Source organism: Caballeronia sp. RCC_10 (genome assembly GCF_041360715.1).
Classification (GTDB): Bacteria; Pseudomonadota; Gammaproteobacteria; order Burkholderiales; family Burkholderiaceae; genus Caballeronia; species Caballeronia grimmiae.
In genome coordinates this window covers 127,140-148,627 of the sequence record NZ_JBFUPT010000012.1, presented here as the reverse complement: position 1 = coordinate 148,627, position 21,488 = coordinate 127,140, and the positions used below count along the sequence as shown (strand labels likewise).

The following is a 21,488-nucleotide window of genomic DNA, read 5'->3' as shown; positions in this document are numbered from 1 at the left end:
ATGACGGCCTCACTCGGCACGACGAACGCACCCGGTACGCCCGCTGGCTTGCCAAGCGTGCTGAAATAGACGCGATGCTCTGACCGGGCACGCTGAAGCCGTGCGCGTGATCGACGACGAGCTACGCGCCGGACCGATCGTAAGACGGCGGTTGCGGGTTGTGGGCCGGGTTCGTGTCGAACTTTCGGACTTCTGCGATGACATCGCTTGCGTGTGCTGCTAGTTCCCGAAGATCCAGTTCGAGCGCATCGGCGATGGCCTTGTCGTAGACTTCATCGCCATTCACATATAGCGTGAAGGCTTCGAGATATTTCGCTTCCTTTTCGGGATTTTCGATAGTTTCGCGTGTCCATCGATACAACGGGTAATGCTCCGTGCCTTCGCGCTCCGCTTCGGCCACATAGTCGGCGAAGGCATCGAACTGGCATTTCAACTGAGCGTCGTGTCGCTCGAGCAATGTGTTGAGAGACGATAGCGCCGGATTGCTTCTATCCTTGCGCGCCAGTTCCGCGTATCGAGGACTTAGGCGGACGCGCACCTGATATTGCCAATCGTCGTTTGACCTCTCGTTCATTGAAGTCTCCTCCAAAGCAGTATTCGGCGGCAACGAATGCGTTCAGCGTAACGCCGACGCTTCCGTGCTTGATCGGTCTTTGTAGCTTCGTGCTGCTCAAACGATCTCCGATACTCGACCCGTTTGATAAGCCGGCAATGCAATTACCTGACTTGCGTTCGGCATTCACCATGCAGCACGCGGCATGCAGCATGCGATCTAACGTGTCGCCTGTTTTCTGTGCATTCGCACGATCGGCCGAGGCTCCGCGTCACGCCCTTGCAAGCGCCACGCGCGCAGGGTGTCGAGGGCGACCGAGTTGCGCACATAGCGATGCCAGACGAACGCGAGATCAAAAATCAGAATCGCGAGCCACCACGCATACAGGAAGAGCACACCTCCAAGCACCACGGGCCATAGCGCCTTGTCTTCGAGATCGCCCCAGAGCCGCACGCCGACGATGAGCACCGTCATCAGCGTTCCCATGCCGACGATCACCCGCCGTCCCCAGCGCGGCTTCCGCGGTGCGAACCAGCCCGAAAGCGCAACGACGATGCCTGCCGCGACGAACACGAGCTTGCCGACGATTGAATCTTGCATGCGATCGTGCACGACGTTCGCGAACGGCCCCGCAAGAAACTCGGCCACATCCGGAAGCAGCACCACCCAGAAGAGAAGCGCACCACCGCAGAACGCCGCGAGGGCAACGACGCGCCATCGCAGCCACGCATCGGTGCGCATCGCACCGCGTGCTTTGACCAGTCGAGGAATGCGCGCGGCGACGGTCGTGCCCATCAGCAGGCACGCGAGCGCGAAGACCGAGCGCGTGAGATGGATGAACGCAGGCGCCCCGCTCGAACTGTCGGCGTCGGATGACGCGGTTACGGCCTTGTACACAAAGAACACGGCTGCGAGATGCAGCGCAAAGCTCAGGAGATAGGGGATCGACGTACTCACGATGCCTCGCGCACGGCGGCTTATCGGAGGGCGCGCGGTTGGTTTGCCGAGCATGACGTCTTCGATGAAGTGGTTGAAGACGCCGGCATCGCTCCAGTAATCGGTGTGCGCCTTACCGGGCAACCAGTAGCGGGCGAATCCATAGTCGTGCTGGTCTTCGAATTCGAACGCCTTGCAGCCGGCTGCGCTCAGATAGGCTCGCGTGGTGTCGAGGGCAAAGCCGACGGGATCGCCAAAGTCGTAGTAGTTGCGCCATTTGATGCGCGCATCGAGCCGCAACGGATCACCAGTCCGGTCGGACAGCATGATCCCGCCGTCTGTTTCGCGCGTGGTGAGCGCCATGTTTCTCCATAGGTCAGGCCACAACAACACGTGCTTGTCGATGGGAGAGCCGATCGTCATGAAGCCCCGCAAGCACTTCACCCAATCCGTGCTGATCGCCTGTTTCTTGTCCTTGGGATCTTGTATCGAAGACTGCGAGAGTGCATGCAAAATGCCGAGGAAGCTGATGACGGTGCCCTCGCTATGGGCGATGAGGTACACCTCGGGCGCGCAGTTGCAGCGCGTCGTGACGAGGTCGACCAGGCGTTTCATCACGCGATGGAAGCGATAGACGATGGTGTCGCGATGCTGCTTGAAGTCCGCCACCAGCTGAACGTCGCCGACATAGTCGCGCAGGACGGGCGCGAGATCGAACTTGAAGACGCCGGCCTTTTCCGTCACCGCGAGCAGGCTTTGCATGACGGCGACGGTCTCGACGACCTCCTCGACGACGCCCGCCGCAAGCGAGAAGTCGGCGGGTTCGAGCTTTCGCTCCCTCACGTTCAGCATGTAGGCGGCCTGCGCGCGGCTCACGATGGACAGCCCCCACGCTTTGCTTTCTTCTAGCGTGTCGTCCTGCTTGACCACTTCGCGCGGTATGTCGGCCCAATAGACTTCGGCGAAACCGAGGGCCGAATAGAAGGCGCGTTGCTCGGCCGTGTAAGGGCCGCCCTGTGGCAAGTCGAGTTGACGCACATCGACTTCGCCGACGCCCGCGATATCGAAATAGCCGAGCGGCATGACCGGCAACGGCGGATCGTAACGCGCGCCGAACTGGCTGGCGACCGAGCGTACGGTGTCGCTATGCAACTGATTGCCGATACCGTGTATCGCGACGACGATTTTCTGCACGCGCGGCGCAATCGGCACATTGGATGCACTCGCGGTGTCCAATGCTGATGCAGTGCGTTCACCGCGTCCGCTCGCCGTATCCTGTGATGCAGCGTCCATGTGCGACTCCCCGCCGGTAGTCCTGCGATGCGTCTTTCGCTGCGAGCTGTCCCTGCCGTTGCCCCGGTGCCGCAGAACAGTCCTGCACGATTGAGATTAGGCTATTTTGCGACCGCTCGGCATGCTGAATGCAATCGACCGCATGCAAGATTCAACCGCCTCTCGCAAGCCCTGAACCCAGCGCGACGCCGTTCCACAGGTGCATCGCCGCATAGGCGCGCCACGGACGCCAGCGTTCGACGTAGGCGCGTTGCTGCGCTGGCTTCAGGAGCGATGGCTCGCATCGCGCGATCGCCTGCATCAGTACGAGATCGGCGTCGGGCCACGCGTCGGGGTCGCGCAGGGCGCGCATCGCAACGTAGCCGACAGTCCACGGACCGATGCCGGGCATTGCGAGCAACTCGCGCTTCAAATGCTCGCGGTCCGCGCCGGGCGTGTCGATCGGCAGCGCACCCGTCGCGACCGCGTGCGCGAAGCGCTGCACGGTCTCGACGCGCTTGCCCGGCATGCCGATCTGGGCGAGGTCCGCATCGGCAAGTTCGCGCGGAGTAGGAAACCGCCACGCCGTGCCTTCGTGCGGATGGCCGTCGATGCGCCGCCCTGCGCGCTGGACGATGCGGCCCATGATCGTCGATGCACCCTTCACGCTGACCTGCTGCCCGACAATGGTCCGCACCACTAGCTCGAATCCGGACCACGCGCCCGGTACACGCAGCCCCGGGGTTGCCTCGACGAGCGGCCCGAGCAGCGGATCGTGCGAAAGGCAGCGCGCGATTTCGTGCGGATCGACGTGCACGTCGAACATGCGCGAAAGCGGCACGACAAGTTCATCGGCGTGGCGGTGCACATCACCCTGTACGGTCGCGATCAGGCAATGCTTGCGTGCATGCGGCCGCACTTCGACGATGCCGACATTGCCGCGCCATTCGATCGCGCGACGGTAAGCGGCTCCTTCCACCGATTCAACGCCTGCCGACGCTCTCCCGCCGATAAATGCGATGAGCCGTGCCCAGTCGAAAGGGCGCTTGTACGGTAGTTCGATGGTCGCGGCGGAGGGTAACTGCGTAGAATGCATCTTGTATGCGGAATGATGAATGCCATAACGGGGGCGCTCATTCACGGCTAAGTTTTCACGTCGAAAATGGCTTCATTGAAACGGAGGCAAACATGAACGCCATCACTATCAGTATCGTCGCAATCGTCATTACGGCTGCGCTGGCCGTTATCTCTCCAATCGGGCGCCACGTTGAACATAAGAGCGTCGCGGGCAGCGACCACCACGCGGCATGGGTCGCCCGTGTTTAATTGAAACTCTCCGCAGCATGCTCGAGCGTGCGTCCGACTGCCCGTTCGGACAAGCCATTCTCGCACGCAGCGAATCACGCATGCTTCGCACCACGCCCGGCCGGTGAGGCAGGCTTCACCGTCGTTAGCGTGCGCTCGGCGAGCACCGCATCCCGCTTGCCGAGCAAATGCCGACGCAGAATCGCAGCCATGCGCGGTCCGTCGCGCGTCTCCAAGGCCGAGATCATCTCTTCGTGTTCGCGTATCGCGCTGTCCCACTTCGGCGTCTGGAAATTAGAGCGGAAGCGTAGCGCCTGCAAGCGTCGGTTGATCGACACATACGTTTGCCTGAGAGCGGTATTGCGCGCCGCCTCATTGATCTTGTCGTGAATCGCGCGATTACGTGCGTAATACCCCGACAAGTCATTCTGCGCGCGACAGGCGACCATCCCTTCGTGAAGCGACTTGATCTCCGCGATCTCGGCGGGCGTGATGCGCTCGCATGCCAGTTCACCCGAGAACGCCTCCAGGCCGCTCATCAACTCGAACATCTCGCGGATCTCGAGGTCGCTCATCTGCGACACCGACGCGCCTCTGTTCGGCGCGATGTCGATCAGACCTTCGGCAGCCAGCACCTTGAGCGCTTCCCGCAGCGGCGTGCGCGAGATGCCGAGCGTTTCACACAGCTTGCGCTCGTTGAGCTTGACGCCGGGCGCGAGCATTCCTTCGACGATGAAGTTGCGCAGGTTGTCCACGACCGTGTCGTGCAAGCGGAGCCGTTCCAGCTTCGGCAGGAGCGCGGGCGACAAGCGCGCGTCCGGGACGTCAGGATTTTGCATTCAATACCTCGGAATTCATTTCGGCAATTTTAGCTCACCGAAAGCGGGAAAAACCGCCAGCGGGTTATCCCTAGGCCATTCGGCCTAATAAAACCTTTGCCTGACTCACCCACTGGGCTACAGTATTTTGCATGCAAAATTCAATTTCAAGGGTTCGCTACCATGCTGAAGCTCGATTTCCATCCCGCTGGCCGACACTTCCTGCAGATTCCCGGACCTAGCCCGGTGCCCGACCGGATTCTGCGGGCAATGAGCTATCCGACGATCGACCATCGTGGACCAGAATTCGGCGTGCTCGGCTTGAAGGTGCTGGATGGGATCAAGAAGGTCTTCAAGACGACTCAGCCGATCGTCATCTATCCCGCGTCCGGCACGGGTGCGTGGGAAGCGGCGCTTTCGAACACGCTCAGCCCCGGTGATTCCGTGCTTATGTACGAGACCGGCCACTTCGCGACGCTGTGGAAAAAGATGGCCGAGAACCTCGGCCTCAAGCCCGAGTTCCTTGGCTTGCCGGGCATCGAAGGATGGCGTCGTGGCGTGCAGTCGGACACGATCGAAAAGCGTCTGCGCGACGACGCACAGCACGCGATCAAAGCCGTCTGTGTCGTGCATAACGAAACCTCGACCGGCGTGACGTCGGACATCGCCGCAGTGCGCCGCGCGATCGATGCGGCCGGCCATCCCGCGCTATTGCTGGTCGACACGATCTCGGGTCTCGCGTCTGCGGACTATCGCCATGACGAATGGGGTGTCGACGTGACCGTCTCAGGCTCGCAAAAGGGCCTCATGCTGCCGCCGGGTATCAGCTTCAATGCGGTTTCGCAGAAGGCGATCGAGGCATCCAGGCAAGCAAAACTGCCACGCGCGTTTTGGGACTGGAAAGAGATCATCGAGATGAACAAGCAGGGCTACTGGCCCTACACGCCGAACACGAATCTGCTGTACGGCCTCGCCGAAGCGCTCGACATGATCCTCGGCGAAGGACTCGACAACGTGTTCGCACGGCATAACCGGCTGGCCGCCGCGTGCCGATCGGCGGTGACCGCGTGGGGTCTCGAGATCCAGTGCGCGGATCCGGAGGTGTACTCGCCCGTACTGACCGGCGTGATGACGCCCGAAGGCGTCGATGCCGACGCGGTGCGCAAGCTCATTTACGAGCACTTCGACATGTCGCTCGGCACGGGGCTCGGCAAGGTGAAAGGGCGCATGTTCCGCATCGGTCACTTGGGTGACTGCAACGATCTCACGCTGATGGCCGCGCTCACCGGTTGCGAGATGGGGCTGAAACTGGCGGGAATCCCGCTGCAAGAGAGCGGCGTCGCGGCCGCCATGGACTATTTGACGGAACACGTCGCCAAGCCCGAACTGAAGGTCGCGGCATGAGCGCCGCGTTCGACGTAGCCGCGCTTGCACGTTTGTTCGCCGAGGCACGCGGGCATCGGGCGAAGCTGGATGATTTGCCCGAGACCGCACGCCCCACGAGCATGGACGACGCTTTCGCCGCGCAGGAAGCGACGCTCCGCGCGCTGGGCGCCGACAGCAACGATAGTAAGGCGATCGGCGGCTGGAAGGTCGGCGCGAAGTCTACCGACGGCCCCATCCAGGGCGCGTTGCTTCCCGCAAGCGGCGTGCATCGCTCGGGCGCCCGACTTTCGATGCAGGGCTTCGGCAAGGCGGGTCTCGAACTCGAAGTGGCCTTCACCTTCAATCGCAGCTTTGCAGCGAACAGCGGGCCGTACAGCGATGCCGACATTTTGAATTCAATCGATCGCGTGCATGCGGCGATCGAAGTGGTCGCGAGCCGCTTCGCCGGGTGGCCCGACATTGACAAGCTGTGGCAGCTTGCGGACTTGCAGAATCACGGCGCGCTTGTCGTCGGTGAAGGCGTGCCGTACGACGAAGCGTTCCCGTTCGTGTCGCCGTCAATGTCATTCATGTACGACGATGCATCGCTCGTTCAGGGTGTGCCCGCAAATCCGGCTGGCGATCCGCGCCGCCTGCTCGCGTGGACGATCAACCATGCGGTCTCGCGCGGGCTGACTGTAGAGCTGGGCACGGTGGTCACGGCAGGCTCGTATACCGGCATCGCGTTTCCGGCCAGGCCGGGCACTGCGACCGGAGCAATCGAAGGCCTACCGCCTGTCGAATTGCATTTCGAATAACGCATGCCGCATCAGGCATTCAAAAGACCATCCGGCACTCACCGACAGCGACGATGCTCAATTACACGACCGACCGTCTGGTCAAGCCGATTCATCTCGTGCCCGCGTCGGCGCGCGCACGGCCCGACGCAACGCCGACGCCCTTGCAGGCGCGTCTTCAACGAGAGCTTGAAGGCGACGTACTGTTCGATCGGGCATCGCGCGGACGTTATGCGACCGATGCATCGATCTATCAGATCATGCCGATCGGTGTCGTCGTGCCGAAAGATCAGGACGACCTGCGACGCGCACTGGACATCGCGCGCGATAGCAACGCGAGCGTGCTTGCTCGCGGAGCGGGCACCAGTCAATGCGGGCAGACCGTCGGCGAAGCGCTCGTCATCGACACGACGAAGTGGCTCAATAACATCGTCCACTTCGACAAGGATGCCCGCACCGTCACGGTAGAGCCGGGCGTGGTGCTGGATCACCTGAATGCGTGGCTCAAACCGCACGGCCTCTGGTTTCCGGTGGATGTATCGACGAGCGCCCAATGCACGATCGGGGGCATGGCAGGCAACAATTCGTGCGGCTCCCGTTCAATGGAATACGGGATCATGGTGCATAACGTGGACGCTATCGACGCCATACTCGCCGATGGTCACGAAGCGCGCTTCGGCAGGCTTTCGACGATGCAGAGCGATGCTCGCACGCGCGTTCTCATCGAAGGCGTGCGCGACATCGCCATGCGTGAGCGCGATGAGATGCGCGAACGCATTCCAAAAGTCTTGAGGCGCGTGGCAGGCTATAACCTCGACCTCTTCGACTGCCAGAGTCCGCTGCCCTTCAGTGCGGATGAACCTAATCTCGCGAACCTCCTGGTCGGTTCAGAAGGAACGCTCGCATTCAGCCGTCAGTTAACGTTGAAGCTCGCGCCGCTGCCCGTGCATAAAACGCTTGGCGTGGTGAACTTTCCGAGCTTCTTCGATGCGATGGACATGACGCAGCACATCGTGGAGCTCGGTCCTGTTGCGGTCGAACTCGTCGATCGAACGATGATCGATCTGGCAACGTCGAATCCCGCGTTTCGTCCTGTCATCGAAAAGGCGCTGGTCGGCAGACCGGAAGCAGTGCTGCTGGTGGAATTCGCGGGCGCGGACCGTGGCACGCAGATGAGCAAGCTCTCGCAACTGGTCGAGTTGATGAGCGATCTCGGCTTGCCTGGGTCCGTCGTGCAGATGCCCGATGCGGGGTCGCAAAAAGCGCTTTGGGAGGTACGCAAGGCGGGCCTCAACATCATGATGAGCATGAAGGGCGATGGCAAGCCAGTGTCCTTCATCGAAGATTGCGCGGTACCGCTCGAGCATCTTGCGCAGTACACGAACCGTCTCACCGAAGTCTTCAGGAAGCATGGCACAGAAGGAACCTGGTATGCCCATGCGAGCGTCGGTACGCTGCATGTACGGCCGATCCTCGATATGCGCCGCGATGGCGCAATCAAGATGCGCGCCATCGCGGAAGAAGCGGCGGCGCTCGTACGCGAATACAAGGGCGCCTATTCGGGCGAACACGGCGATGGCCTATGCCGTGGCGAATGGGTCGCATGGCAGTACGGGCCGCGCATCAATGAAGCGTTCGGCGATATCAAGCGGCTCTTAGATCCCGACAACCGCATGAGCCCGGATCGCATCGTTGCGCCGCCGAAAATGGACGATGCCGCAAACTTTCGCTTTCCGCCGACGTATCGCGAGCGCGCATTCGAACCGCGACTCGACTGGTCTGCATGGAACGTGACGCGTAATCCGCTGACCGGCGGAGAAGGAGCCGCGCACTCAGGCGGAGACCTCACCCACGGACTCGCGAAGGCCGTGGAGATGTGCAACAACAATGGCCACTGCCGCAAGTTCGACGCCGGCACGATGTGCCCGAGCTATCGCATCACCAAGGACGAGCAACATGTCACGCGAGGCCGCGCGAATACATTGCGGCTCGCGCTGTCCGGTCAACTCGGTGACGACGGCGACGCACTCGCAAGTCAGGAAGTCAAAGACGCGCTCGATCTCTGCGTCTCGTGCAAGGGATGCAAGCGCGATTGTCCGACCGGCGTCGATATGGCGCGCATGAAAATCGAAGCGCGTGCAGCATGGACCGAGCGTCATGGATTGCGCCTGCGAGAAAAACTGATTGCGTTCTTGCCACGCTATGCGCCGTATGCGAGCCGGATGCCGGCCCTGAGCGGTGCGTTCGAATCGCGCATGCCGCGCGCAGCGCGCTGGCTGAAGACAACCCTCGGGCTTGCGCCGCAGCGTGCCTTCCCAGTCTTCAAAAAACCCTTCCTCGGCGATGCGCGCAACAAGCGCACCACGTCCGCCGACAAGGAAGTGCTCTTGTTCGTCGATACCTTCAACAACTACATGGAGCCGGAGAACGCGCACGCAGCAAAGCGAGTGCTCGAAGCTGCGGGCTATGTGGTTCATCTCAACGAGAAGGCAGGCGAGCGTCCTTTATGTTGCGGGCGAACGTTCCTTTCCGCAGGCCTCGTCGATGAAGCCAAAGCCGAAGCGCGCCGTGCGCTCGATGCATTGCTGCCCTTCGTCGAGCGGAACGTGTCGATTGTCGGACTCGAGCCATCATGCCTGCTTTCGTTACGCGACGAGTTCCTCGGCTACGGATACGGCGATGCAGCTCGTAAGCTATCCGAATCATCTTTTCTGTTCGAAGAGTTCCTTATCCGAGAGCGTGCGGCGGGACGCCTGGAACTTGAACTCGGACCGATCGACAAGCAAAAGGCGCTGCTGCACGGCCATTGTCATCAGAAAGCATTCGATGCGCTGCGGCCTGTCGAGACGGTATTGAGCTGGATCCCCGGCCTCGATGTGCAGACGATCGAGTCCTCGTGTTGCGGAATGGCGGGCAGCTTCGGTTATGAGGCGGAGCACTATCAGGCATCGCAAGCAATGGCCGAGCTGTCGCTGTTGCCGGCCGTACGAAAGGCAAGGGATGCAGGCGATGCCTTAATCGTCGCGGACGGCACGAGCTGCCGGCATCAAATTGCGGACGGCGCGCGGACTGAAGCATGGCATGTGGCGCGAGTGCTCGAACGCGCGCTGTCAAAAACTCACTCGAGCCTGAGGTGAATAAAGCAGGTTTTTATCGAAACCATAACAGCGGACATGCAGATAATCCGAGACAGGAGACGACGCCATGACATCACTTCGCAAACCTCGCACCCGCCGCTCGCATAGACGCAGACCGTAGCAGTGCACGCGGGTACTACGCCCTCATTCGACGCACCCAACGATGTTCCGTATGCCGTGACCATGGCGCATTGCCGCGCCGGGGATACGCACGCGATCTCAAGGAGACGATGATGTTCCGTCGAGCCACTACGCGCGTTTTATTGCTGCTATGCGCGATGTATTTCATCACCTATATCGACCGCGTCAATGTCAGCACCGCCGCAAGTCAGTTCGGCGCCGAACTCGGTCTGTCGCACACGCAAATCGGCTTTGTGTTTTCTGCATTCGCCTATCCGTATCTGATTTTCCAGATCATCGGCGGATGGGTCGGCGATCGCTTTGGCCCGCGTCGAACGCTCACGCTGTGCGCCATCATCTGGGCGGGCGCAACGGTGCTCACCGGCATGGCAGGCGGCTTCGTGTCGCTGATCGTCGCGCGAGTGCTGCTCGGGCTCGGCGAAGGCGCGACGTTCCCAACGGCGACCCGCGCCATGTCCAACTGGATGCCGGCCGATCAGCGCGGCTTCGCGCAAGGTATTACGCATGCAGCATCGCGCATCGGCAATGCCGTGGCGCCGCCATTGATCGTGTGGCTGATGGTGGCTACGAGCTGGCGCGGTGCATTCATTATCACCGGTATCGTCAGCTTCGCGTGGGCCATCGCATGGGTCTTCTATTTCCGCGATAATCCGCGCGATCATCCGCGCATCACCGAGAGCGAATGCGAGACCCTTGCCGACTACTCGGGCGTCAAGCAACGCAAACCCGTGCCGTGGCGCCTTCTGCTTGGCCGCATGGCCCCGGTCACGGCTGTGTACTTCTGTTATGGCTGGGTGCTGTGGCTGTTTCTCGGCTGGATTCCGCAGTACTTCCTGCACAACTATCACATGCCGCTTGGCAAGTCCGCGCTGTTTGCGTCAGGCGTGTTCTTCGCGGGTGTGCTGGGTGACTATCTCGGTGGTTCGGTGACCGATCGCATCCTGCGCAAGAGCGGCAACGTGCGTCTCGCGCGCAATGTGATGGTCGGCGTCTGCATGCTGCTGACCTTGCTGTCGCTCGCCCCGATTTTGCTCGTGTCCAACATATCGATGACGTTCGTCGCAATCTGCCTTTCGGCTGGCTTCTTCTTCAACGAGATGACGATCGGGCCGATGTGGTCGGTGCCTATGGACATCGCACCGAAGCATGCGGGCACGGCATCCGGCATTATGAATTCAGGATCGGCGCTTGCAGCGATCATCAGTCCGGTCATCGGCGGGTGGATCATCGACCGCACAGGCAACTGGAATCTGCCGTTCACCGTATCCATGATCGTCATGGCGGCCGGCATCATCCTTTCGTTCACGATGCGACCGGACCGTTCGCTGGAAGCCGAAGAAGAGAAGACTCAGGCCGCGCACGCGGGCAAGCTGGTGTGAGGCGCGAGTTGGCCGCGTGGCGACGGAATTGCATGTTGCGTGCCGAATGCAGCATGCAACCTGAACCGACGACGTTCGCGGCCGCTTGTCACTACACCGTGACAGCGAGTTACCAGGAATATCTATATGGCAGACATTGAACAAACAGCAGCATCGACGGAACAGGGCGGAGGGCCGCTCGCGGGCATGCGCGTGATCGAGCTGGCGCACATCATGTCGGGACCGATCTGCGGGATGATGCTCGCGGACATGGGGGCCGATGTCATCAAGGTCGAAAAGATTCCGAACGGCGACGATTGCCGGCGGTTTGCGCCGATTCTTCCGAGCGGGGAGTCTGCGTCGTTCCTGATCGTGAACCGCAACAAGCGCGGCATCGCGCTGAATCTGAAAACGGAAGGCGGCAAGGAGGTGCTGAGAACGATGCTCGCGACGGCGGATGTCGTCACGGAGAATTATCGTCGCGGCACGATGGAGAAACTCGGCATGGGCTACGAAGCGCTGAGGCAGGTCAACCCTGGCCTCATCTATTGCGCTATTTCCGGTTACGGGCGCACCGGGCCGATGGCCGACAAAGGCGGTTTCGACCTCATCGCCCAAGGCCTGAGCGGGCTGATGAGCATGACAGGCGAGCCCGGCCAGGCGCCGATCAAGGCGGGATCGCCGGTGACGGACATCAACGCTGGCATTCTCGCGGCGCTCGGCATCAGCGCGGCTTATGCGAGAAAGAAGACGACGGGTCTGGGGCAGATGGTCGACACGTCGCTCTTCGAAGCGGGACTGCAACAGATGTACTGGGCATTTGCAAACTACTTCGCGGACGGCACGGTGCTGCCGAAGGCAGGCTCCGCGAACCCGACCAGCGCGCCCTATCAGGCATTTCGCACGCGGGACGGCTGGGTGAACATCGGCGCCGCGAACCAGAGCAACTACGAGCGGCTCGTGGGCGTGCTCGACATTCCACGCCTTGCCGAAGACGAACGCTTTCAGACCAATGCTGGCCGTTTGAGGTATCGCGAGACGTTGGTGGAGATTCTGACCGCGAAGCTGGTCGAGCGCGATACCGCCGACTGGCTCGCAGTGTTCGATGCAATCGGGTTGCCCAGCGGCGCCGTGCTCAGCGTGCCGGAGGCTTCGTCGCATGAACAGGCCATTGCGCGCGGGATGATCGTCGAGACGGAACATCCGCTTGCGGGTTCTATGCGCGGTATCGGGTTGCCAATTCACTTCTCCGATGGGTGCACGACGCCATCGCGTTCAGCGCCGACGCTCGGACAGCATACGGCCGAAGTGCTGCACGAATACGGCTTCGACGATGCGCGCATACGGTCGCTGAAGGACGAGGGCGCGATTCTGGAGGTTGATGCGCTGGCGTGATGGCTGACGTTTGCGTGTTGCATGCAGCATGCAGCATGCAGCATGCAGAGTGCAAACGCGGGACGGTAAGATGACGGACCGCCTGCCCACTCGTCAAACGTCAAAGTTAACCATGAAGCTCGTGCCCCCTCTCGCTGGCCGTGTCGGCGACGCGCTCTCGACTGTCGCTTCCCCGTCGCTGTTGATCGATCTCGATGCGTTCGAAGCTAATCTCGCGACGATGGCGGCATTTGTCGCGGGCAGCGGCGTGGCTCTTAGACCGCACGCCAAGGCACACAAGTCTGTTTCCATTGCTCGGCGTCAGATCGAGGCGGGAGCGGTCGGCGTGTGCTGTCAGAAGCTATCGGAGGCTTATCCGTTTGCGGCTGCTGGTATCGAGAGCATCCATATCAGCAATGAATTCGTCGGCGCGGACAAGCTTGCAATGGCGGTCGAACTCGCGGCGCACGTGCGCCTCTCCGTTTGCGTCGACGCCTTGCCGCAAGTGAACGCGCTCGGCGATGCCGCCGCTCGCGCGGGCGTGAACATCGATGTGCTCGCCGAAGTCGATGCCGGTCAGCATCGTTGCGGCGTGACGAACGAGGACGCGCTGCTGTCACTCGTCGATGCGATAGCCGACCAGCCGGCGCTGCGCTTCGCGGGCATCCAGGCTTATCACGGCGGCGCGCAGCACATTGCCGACTGGAACGCACGCAAAGCCGAGGCGGGTCACGCGGCCGATCGTGCCGCGAACTTCGTGCGCGCACTTGAAGCACGCGGCATTCAAAGTGCAATCGTGACGGGCGGCGGCACCGGCACCGTCGAGTTCGATGCGGCGAGCGGCGTCTATACGGAAGTCCAACCGGGATCGTATGTCTTCATGGATGGCGATTACGGTTCGCTCGCATGGAACGGCAACCTGCGCTGGCGTCATAGCCTTTTGGTATTGTCGACGATCATGAGCGCGACGCGGCCCGGAATGGCCGTCTGCGATGTCGGCCTGAAAGGGCTTGCGGTGGATTCGGGCCTTCCCCGTAGCGTGCGTTGGCTGGATGGCAGCGACGAGCCGGCGCTCGCGTACGCCGCAGCGAATGACGAACACGGCATGCTGCATGCGAAAGACGGCCAACAGCACGATACAGCGGCGCTACTCGGCAAACGCATCCTGCTGCCACCGGGTCATTGCGATCCGACCGTCAATCTTTACGACGAGTACGTGTGCTATCGCGGCGACGAAGTGGTCGACTTCTGGGCAATCGACGCGCGCGGTTTGTCCCGCTAGTTGTCCTGGTCCGCGTTGCGCGGATGGACGGCCAGCGGGATGGGAGACGCTTTCATCGCGCACCTCGTTCGAATGCAAAATGCCGAAGCACACGGCATGCAGCACGCCATCCGTATCTTTACACCGTGCGGCCAGCGAGACAATCTTCGTGAATGGCCTGGTTTCGTCCGGCGCGTTTCGCCCGGTAAAGCGCGGCGTCCGCACTGTTGAGCAGCTTGAGCGCGTCGCTGCCCTGGCGAGGCATCGTCGTCGCGGCCCCGATGCTGATGGTGAGGAACCCTCGCGGTGAACCGCTGTTAGGAATGGCAAGCGATTCGACTTTCCGTCGCAGCCGATCGGCGAACAGTACCGCGCTCGCCGCCGTTGCGCCGGGCAGCACGATCACGAATTCCTCGCCGCCATAGCGTGCGACGATATCGCCGGGGCGCTTCACTGCATGCTGAATACAATCGGCCACGGTGACGAGTGCGTCGTCGCCCATTGCGTGGCCGTATGTGTCGTTGTAGAGCTTGAAGTGATCGACGTCGACGAAGAGGGCCGATAGCGGCTGATCGTTGCGGCGCGCGCGGCGCCACTCCTCGCCGAGACGGCGATCCAGCGCGCGACGATTGCTTAGGCCGGTCAGTGAGTCGGTACCGGCGAGCCGCTGCAACTTCTCGAGCGCGATGGCGCGCGATCGCAGCGAAATCGCCAGCAGCCACGAGATGGCGATGAAGCCGCCGCCGAACATCAGCGTGAGGCCGCCGATGATTGCGCTTCGATGCCGCCAGCCTTCGAGCACATCGTCCTCGGCGGGCGCGACGGCAGCGATCAGATTGGTGCCCGGCACACGCACGAAGGTATAGAGACGGCGGACACCATCGAGCGGGGACGTGGAAATGTACGAGCCCGAAGGCAGATCCTTCATCGCGACGAAGGTTGGCGAAACCGAAACGTTTCGCGCTGCCTTCCCCGTGCCATCGTTTTGCAAGGGAGGCTTTCGTGCAAGCATTACGCCGTCGCGCTGCACAATGAAAACCGACCCCGCGCGCCCGACGTTCACGCGCGATAGCAAAGCATCGAAGTAGCTCGTGTTCAGCGCGATGACCGCGACGCCAGCGAACGAGCCGTCGGGCGCGTTGATGCGCCGGCTCAATGCGAGGGATGGCCTGCCGCCGCGCAAACGAGATTCGTAAGGCCCCGAAATATACAGCCCGACGTTCGCGTCTTGCGCGTGGGCCTGGAAATAGCCGCGATCGCTGAACGAGAGGTCCGTGCGGTTCGACGGGTCGCGCGCATCGGTGATTTGCCCCAGCGCATTCATGACGAACGCGCCGCCGATATAGCTCGCCGCCGTCGCGCCGTCGAACAGCACGAGCGGGCGGAGTGCCGGCGACATCCTCGCGACTTGGGGATTCTCCATGCTGCTCACGATGGTGCGTAACGACAGATCGCTCCATTCCACATTGCGTGCAATATCCGCACTGAGCGTCGCGACGACATTCTCGGACGCCTCATGTGCATTCTGCAGCGCCTGCGCGCGCCCTTGCCAGAGCGCGGCAAACGAAAGCACGCCCATCGACAGTGCCATTGCCGTGCCGATAATCCCGGCGAGCAACGGGAAGCGCGAGAACACGTCAGCGACGCGCAGCCACGCGTTGTTGTTACGCCGGAACAAGCGCAGTCCGACGACGCGGCCGGTCTTGCGTACGGCTTTCAGACTACGGGGCATTCGTCTTTCCAAGACGCGGGCTTGTCGTTCGTCGACCTACGGCGCGACCTCGTTGCGTAATGAAAACACCATGAAACAGGAGCTTTCTGTGTCGGTCGAGCGCGCGGCCTGCGTCGTCATTCCACCTCAAGGGGATCAGTTGCATTTATTTGACGAGACGAAGGCGCCTTGTGACGATCGTCCCTTTGTTCCTGTCGATGAGCCACACCGCGTCGATACGCCCGTGCAATGTCGATGTCCTCCGCGTGATGTCGGTGGGCTCTTCATCAGTGGGATCGCTGTGCTCGGAGCGATCGGATAAATAAGGCCGTTCCAGCGAACAGACGAGCATGATCGCGAAGTCGCCGTTGCCACGCGACGGATCGAAGTCAGGAAGCAATGCGCTGCCACGCACGCTCGTTTTACCGCGGTCGTCCGTTTCCAGCTGAATGGTGTCGATAGTCTGAATGAAGCCCTTCGCCTTCGCTTCCGGTGCAATAACGAGTTTCCGGCCGCTCTGGCCTTCCACTTTGCGCTTGAGCAGGATTACGTCAGGCTGCTCGGGTGCCGCAAGCGACACGTTGACGGACAACAATTTCTTTTTGGATTCAAAACGCACCCCGTAAGACGCCGGTATTACGAATGCAAAAGTCCGCTGAGCCTTGGACTGGTCATCGCTCGAAGGCACCGCAGCGTTCGACGTCCGATGAAACGGACGCGCCAAAAACCGGCGCACGCGGCCCGCGATGCTCGGGTTCGTCGCAGGTTTCTTGTTTGGCGACGTCGCGGCAGCCAAGGCGTCCCTTACCTGTTCGGGATCGTCGCCTGCAAATTGCCGCGGCAGAGCCGTTGCCGAAAGAATGCTTTCCGCCGACGTGCTCGCTGCGGTCGCCGTAGCGGCTGCCGGCGTCGGCGCTGCGCAGCGGGCGTCCTGCGCGTGCACTGCCGCAGAAAGGCACAACGCTGCGCCGAAGGCCCATACGGCGGCATCTCGACTTTGATTCCAAGAAAACACGAAACTACCCCTGGCACACGTTGCCGAGCCGCTGAAAGGGGTTATCTTAAAATAAAGCTGAGCATTTCGTCGCGAGATGCTGTCGGAAAGCGCGACGAGTGCCGGGCCGACGTCGATCTGCGGCCACCGGGATTTCGCCTCGAAAGCCCGTGCGGACGTCGTTGCCGGGAGAATAAAGAAGCTAGGGCGGTAAGCGGCGCTTCTATCGAAGCTCTGTCGGCTTCTTGTTCACCCGCACGGACGGTGTTAGACGTCTACGTAATGCAGAAGACTTGGCCGTTTCATAGACACGGTCGTTCGATGGCGTACCACGCCGTTCAGTGGACTAAGGTCTTGTAAGGCTGCGAAGGGCGCTTAGGATTTGACGAGTCCCGTCATGCTCTGTCTGCGCCCCTCGTCACACCAGCAGGCGCAGTTGACCAAGATGCGAATCCTTGGCTTCTCGGCGCGGCCGCCCGTTCTTCGAATTCGTTGTTCTACAACGGCCTCTGCGTATGAAGCCAGACCTCAATCTTGGTGCAAGCGGGCGACAGCGCAAGAACGCGCGTCCTTTACGCAAGCTCAACGAATGTCGGCTGCTGACAATGGATGCACGAGCGCCACGATAGCCGGCAGTCGCTCGACATGCGCCCTTCGCGCGGAGGCAGCCGGCAAACTGAAATGGGACGCCCGCGCGCCCCATAACACTCACACGCAAGCGGAGCGCATGACGGCATGCACGCATGAAATCATGGCCGGGCCGTAACCCCATGCTGCCTTTCACCCTTCGCCTTGCGACTCAACATCAAGGTGATGACAGCAGACATCGCGAGCGTTGCCCCGACGACATACAAGCCCGCCGCGTATCCGCCCGTCACGTTCTTGAGCCAGCCGATCGCGAACGGTCCGACAAAGCCGCCCAGATTGCCGATCGAATTGATCATCGCGATGCCGGCCGCGGCACCGGCGCCGGAGAGAAACATGCTCGGCATCGCCCAAAGCGGGGCCTTGGCCGCACTGATCCCAACATTCACCACGACGAGCGCAAGGACCACGAACAGGGCCGTCGCTGCCTGACCCGCGAACACGAAGCCAACACATGCCAGCGCACACGGAATGACCACGTGCCACGTACGTTCCTGCGTGCGGTCTGAATGCCTGGCCCACAGGATCATCGCGACGACTGCGATCACGCTCGGAATGCCGTTGATGAGACCGGTCTCCATTGCCGTGAACCCGTACTGGCGAATGATGAGCGGCGCCCACAGCCCGAGCGTGTAAAGCCCCGCCGACGTGCCGAAGTAGATCAGAGCAAGCGCCAGGACACGAGCATCGCGCAACGCGTTCCACGCGCTCGCCGTATGACCTGCATGCGCCTGCTTGGCGTCCGCCTCGGCCTTGAGCTTCGCAATGAGCCACTCGCGCTCGTCGGTCGACAGCCAATGAGCTTTCGCGGGGGTATCGGTTAGAAACCTTAGGACGACGAAGCCAAGTACGATCGCTGGGATCGCCTCGATGATATAGAGCAATTGCCAGTCTGCGAGGCCGAACATCGGCGGCATCTGCATGATCGCGCCGGAGAGCGGCGAGCCGATGGCTGTCGAGATCGGCGCGGCGGCCATGAACCATGCGGCAGCCACCGCACGTTGTTTCGCCGGGAACCACAAGCTCAGATAGAGGATGACGCCTGGAAAGAAGCCCGCTTCGGCAACGCCAAGTAGAAAGCGCAACAGGTAAAAGCTGTTCGGCCCCGTGACGAACGCTGACGCCACTGAGACGATGCCCCAGGTAACCATCACGCGTGCGATCCAGATGCGCGCGCCGACTTTATGCAGAATCAGATTCGACGGCACCTCGAAAAGAAAATAGCCGATGAAGAACAGCCCACCGCCCAAACCGAACGCGGTGGGTGACAGGCCGATGGCCTTGTTCATCGTCATCGCCGCAAAACCGACGTTGACGCGATCGAGAAAGCTGATGAAGTAAAGCAGCATCACGAACGGAATGATGCGCCACGCGAGCTTGCGAGACACGCGAGCTTCGATACCGGCATCGCCGGCGGCTTGATTGGCGGGTTGCATGTGTCTCCTCCTTGGGAGGCGAGCGGTGCTCTTTTGAATACTGGCGATGGAAAGACGCGATGCGCGCGTCCCCCTTGCCCGCGATGTGCGATGCATCGCGGGCAAAGAACCGAAATAGAATTCCTACGGACGACGAATCAATCAGGCGACAACGGCTTCCGTGCGTTCCACCAATGCGCAGACGGCGGCCGTCACCTGTGCGGTGGTCGCCTTGCCGCCGAGGTCGCCGGTGTGCAGCGATTCATCGGCGGTCACGGCCTCGACGGCGGCCATCACGCGCTTGGCGGCCTCGAATTCACCGAGATGCTCGAGCAGCATCACGACCGACCAGAACGTGCCGATCGGATTAGCGAGGCCCTTGCCCATGATGTCGAATGCGGAGCCGTGGATAGGCTCGAACATGGAGGGATAGCGGCGCTCCGGATCGATGTTGCCCGTCGGCGCGATGCCGAGGCTGCCGGCGAGCGCAGCGGCCAGATCGCTCAGGATGTCCGCGTGGAGATTGGTGGCGACGATGGTGTCGAGGGTCGCAGGACGGTTGACCATGCGCGCGGTGGCGGCATCGACGAGTTCCTTGTCCCACTTCACGTCCGGAAACTCCTTCGAGATCGCGAGCGCGACTTCGTCCCACATGACCATCGCGTGACGCTGCGCATTGCTCTTCGTGATCACCGTCAGCAGCTTGCGCGGACGCGACTGCGCAAGTTTGAATGCAAAACGCATAATGCGTTCGACGCCGGCGCGCGTGAGAATCGACACGTCCGTCGCGGCTTCGATCGGATGACCCTGATGCACGCGGCCGCCGATGCCTGAATATTCGCCTTCCGAGTTTTCGCGGACGATCACCCAGTTCAGGTCGTCGGGCGTGCAGCGCTTCAGCGGCGCGTCGATGCCCGGCAGGATGCGCGTGGGGCGCACGTTCGCGTACTGGTCGAATCCCTGGCAGATCTTCAGGCGCAGGCCCCACAGCGTGATGTGGTCGGGCACGTCGGGGTCGCCTGCAGAACCGAACAGAATTGCATCCTTGTCGCGCAGCGCGGCGAGGCCGTCTGCGGGCATCATCACGCCGTGCTGACGGTAGTAGTCCGCGCCCCAGTCGAAGTTTTCAAACTGGAACTCAAAATTTTGCGTGCAACGAGCGAGCGCCTCGAGCACTTGCTGGCCAGCCGGGACGACTTCCTTGCCGATGCCGTCGCCGGGAATCGTTGCGATGCGATAGGTCTTCATGTCTCCGTTCCTCTATGGTTTGTATGTCACGTCAGCGTGAAACCACTCTACCTAACTCTGGCCGACGGAACCGGTGCTAGACTAAAAGCATCTTTAACTTCATTTCACAAGTGATTCGTGGCCGAAACTGTCCAGCCGACCGATCTGAGCTTCTTTTCGACCCTCGCCGCTTCGGGCAGCCTGAGCGCCGCGGCGCGCGAACTTGGCCTGACGGCGGCGGCCGTCAGCAAGCGTCTCACGCAGATGGAGGCACGCGCGGGTGTGCCGCTCGTCAACCGGACGACGCGGCGAATGATGTTGACGCCGGAAGGCGAGCTGTATCTGGAACACGCGCGCCGCATCCTCGATCAGATCGACGAGCTCGCTGAACTGCTCGGCAGCGCCAGAAAGAGCCCGAAGGGTTTGCTGCGCGTGAATGCAACGCTCGGCTTCGGGCGTAGTCACGTCGCGCCGTCCATCTCGCGCTTCGTCGCCCGCCATCCGCAGGTGTCCGTGCAGCTTCAGCTATCCGTTGCGCCGCCGCCGCTTACCGACGACAGCTTTGACGTTTGCATTCGATTCGGCGAGCCGCCGGACACGCGCGTGATCGCTCGCCGGCTCGCGGCGAACCGGCGGCTGCTGTGTGCGTCGCCGGCGTATATCGCGGCGCACGGCATGCCCGGGACGCCGCACGATCTCGCGCGCCATAACTGCATCGGCATTCGTCAGGGCGATGAAGCCTACGGCGTGTGGCGGCTGACGACCGGGCGCGGCGCATCGCGCAAGACGGAAGCCGTGCGCATCAAAGGCAATCTCACGACCAATGACGGTGAGATCGCGGTGAAGTGGGCGCTGGAAGGGCACGGCATCCTGATGCGCGCCGAATGGGATATCGAAGACTATCTCGCCGATGGCCGGCTCGTCGCCGTGCTTCCGGAGCACGAGACGCCGAACGCCGACATCTACGCCGTGTATTCAAAACGCCATCAGATGTCCGCGCGCATTCGGGCGTTCGTCGACTTCATCGCGCTCGATCTGAAACAGGCGCGCAGCGTTTGACGACTCGCGCAAGGAAGCCGAAAGCGGAGCCAAGCGCGGCGCTATACTGAGCAACCCTCAACGCAACAATCGCCGGAAAGCTGCCAAAAACAGCGAAAACGGCTCCGTAAGTCCGAATAA

16 protein-coding genes are annotated in these 21,488 nt (G+C 61.7%); 8 read left to right on the top strand and 8 right to left on the bottom strand.

Going from position 1 to position 21,488, the window contains the following annotated elements; genetic code table 11:
- Window positions 1-121: 121 nt before the first annotated feature.
- The 3 genes from AB6804_RS21005 to AB6804_RS20995 form a co-directional block, all read right to left on the bottom strand.
- Window positions 122-574, bottom strand: coding sequence for a hypothetical protein (locus AB6804_RS21005; protein ID WP_370888091.1), 453 nt, complete (start codon window positions 572-574; stop codon window positions 122-124).
- A 198-nt stretch (window positions 575-772) separates the two neighbouring features.
- Complete coding sequence (locus AB6804_RS21000) at window positions 773-2,782, bottom strand: MFS transporter (RefSeq protein WP_370888090.1); 2,010 nt, start codon at window positions 2,780-2,782, stop codon at window positions 773-775.
- A 151-nt stretch (window positions 2,783-2,933) separates the two neighbouring features.
- Window positions 2,934-3,857 (bottom strand): DNA-3-methyladenine glycosylase, encoded by a 924-nt coding sequence (locus AB6804_RS20995; RefSeq protein ID WP_370888089.1) that lies wholly within the window; start codon window positions 3,855-3,857, stop codon window positions 2,934-2,936.
- Between the two features lie 92 nt (window positions 3,858-3,949).
- Here AB6804_RS20995 and AB6804_RS20990 point away from each other — a divergent pair, with 92 nt between their 5' ends.
- Window positions 3,950-4,087, top strand: a complete 138-nt coding sequence (locus AB6804_RS20990) for a hypothetical protein (RefSeq protein WP_370888088.1) — start codon at window positions 3,950-3,952, stop codon at window positions 4,085-4,087.
- A 74-nt stretch (window positions 4,088-4,161) separates the two neighbouring features.
- On the opposite strand, the gene AB6804_RS20985 is transcribed toward AB6804_RS20990, so the two are convergent.
- The gene (locus AB6804_RS20985) at window positions 4,162-4,905 is read right to left on the bottom strand and encodes a GntR family transcriptional regulator (RefSeq protein WP_370888087.1); all 744 of its coding nucleotides are present in this window, start codon (window positions 4,903-4,905) and stop codon (window positions 4,162-4,164) included.
- Window positions 4,906-5,067: 162 nt separating this feature from the next.
- Between AB6804_RS20985 and AB6804_RS20980 the strand changes: the two genes are divergently transcribed.
- From AB6804_RS20980 to AB6804_RS20955, 6 genes are all read left to right on the top strand, one after another.
- A complete protein-coding gene (locus AB6804_RS20980) occupies window positions 5,068-6,288 on the top strand; it encodes an alanine--glyoxylate aminotransferase family protein (RefSeq protein ID WP_370888086.1) in 1,221 nt (406 codons plus the stop codon).
- Window positions 6,285-7,067: a 2-keto-4-pentenoate hydratase gene (locus AB6804_RS20975; protein WP_370888085.1), complete on the top strand. Its 783-nt coding sequence runs from the start codon at window positions 6,285-6,287 to the stop codon at window positions 7,065-7,067. The genes AB6804_RS20980 and AB6804_RS20975 overlap by 4 nt, the downstream gene beginning before the upstream one ends.
- A 53-nt stretch (window positions 7,068-7,120) precedes the next feature.
- On the top strand, window positions 7,121-10,183 hold the full coding sequence (locus tag AB6804_RS20970) for an FAD-binding and (Fe-S)-binding domain-containing protein (protein ID WP_370888084.1): 3,063 nt from the start codon (window positions 7,121-7,123) through the stop codon (window positions 10,181-10,183).
- A gap of 230 nt (window positions 10,184-10,413) precedes the next feature.
- Window positions 10,414-11,703 carry an MFS transporter gene (locus tag AB6804_RS20965; RefSeq protein ID WP_370888083.1) on the top strand — a complete coding sequence of 430 codons (1,290 nt, stop codon included), beginning with the start codon at window positions 10,414-10,416 and terminating at the stop codon, window positions 11,701-11,703.
- A gap of 126 nt (window positions 11,704-11,829) precedes the next feature.
- Window positions 11,830-13,077, top strand: a complete 1,248-nt coding sequence (locus tag AB6804_RS20960) for a CaiB/BaiF CoA transferase family protein (protein ID WP_370888082.1) — start codon at window positions 11,830-11,832, stop codon at window positions 13,075-13,077.
- Between the two features lie 112 nt (window positions 13,078-13,189).
- Window positions 13,190-14,338 (top strand): DSD1 family PLP-dependent enzyme, encoded by a 1,149-nt coding sequence (locus AB6804_RS20955; protein ID WP_370888081.1) that lies wholly within the window; start codon window positions 13,190-13,192, stop codon window positions 14,336-14,338.
- Between the two features lie 118 nt (window positions 14,339-14,456).
- On the opposite strand, the gene AB6804_RS20950 is transcribed toward AB6804_RS20955, so the two are convergent.
- The 4 genes from AB6804_RS20950 to AB6804_RS20935 all read right to left on the bottom strand — a co-directional run bounded on the left by AB6804_RS20950 (window position 14,457) and on the right by AB6804_RS20935 (window position 20,330).
- Window positions 14,457-16,049 carry a diguanylate cyclase gene (locus AB6804_RS20950; RefSeq protein ID WP_370888080.1) on the bottom strand — a complete coding sequence of 531 codons (1,593 nt, stop codon included), beginning with the start codon at window positions 16,047-16,049 and terminating at the stop codon, window positions 14,457-14,459.
- 145 nt (window positions 16,050-16,194) lie between these two features.
- Window positions 16,195-17,043 carry a hypothetical protein gene (locus AB6804_RS20945; RefSeq protein WP_370888079.1) on the bottom strand — a complete coding sequence of 283 codons (849 nt, stop codon included), beginning with the start codon at window positions 17,041-17,043 and terminating at the stop codon, window positions 16,195-16,197.
- 728 nt (window positions 17,044-17,771) lie between these two features.
- On the bottom strand, window positions 17,772-19,103 hold the full coding sequence (locus tag AB6804_RS20940; RefSeq protein WP_370888078.1) for an MFS transporter: 1,332 nt from the start codon (window positions 19,101-19,103) through the stop codon (window positions 17,772-17,774).
- Between the two features lie 141 nt (window positions 19,104-19,244).
- Window positions 19,245-20,330 (bottom strand): tartrate dehydrogenase, encoded by a 1,086-nt coding sequence (locus AB6804_RS20935; RefSeq protein ID WP_370888077.1) that lies wholly within the window; start codon window positions 20,328-20,330, stop codon window positions 19,245-19,247.
- A gap of 117 nt (window positions 20,331-20,447) precedes the next feature.
- Here AB6804_RS20935 and AB6804_RS20930 point away from each other — a divergent pair, with 117 nt between their 5' ends.
- The gene (locus AB6804_RS20930; protein WP_370888076.1) at window positions 20,448-21,368 is read left to right on the top strand and encodes a LysR substrate-binding domain-containing protein; all 921 of its coding nucleotides are present in this window, start codon (window positions 20,448-20,450) and stop codon (window positions 21,366-21,368) included.
- The last annotated feature ends 120 nt before the right edge of the window (window positions 21,369-21,488 follow it).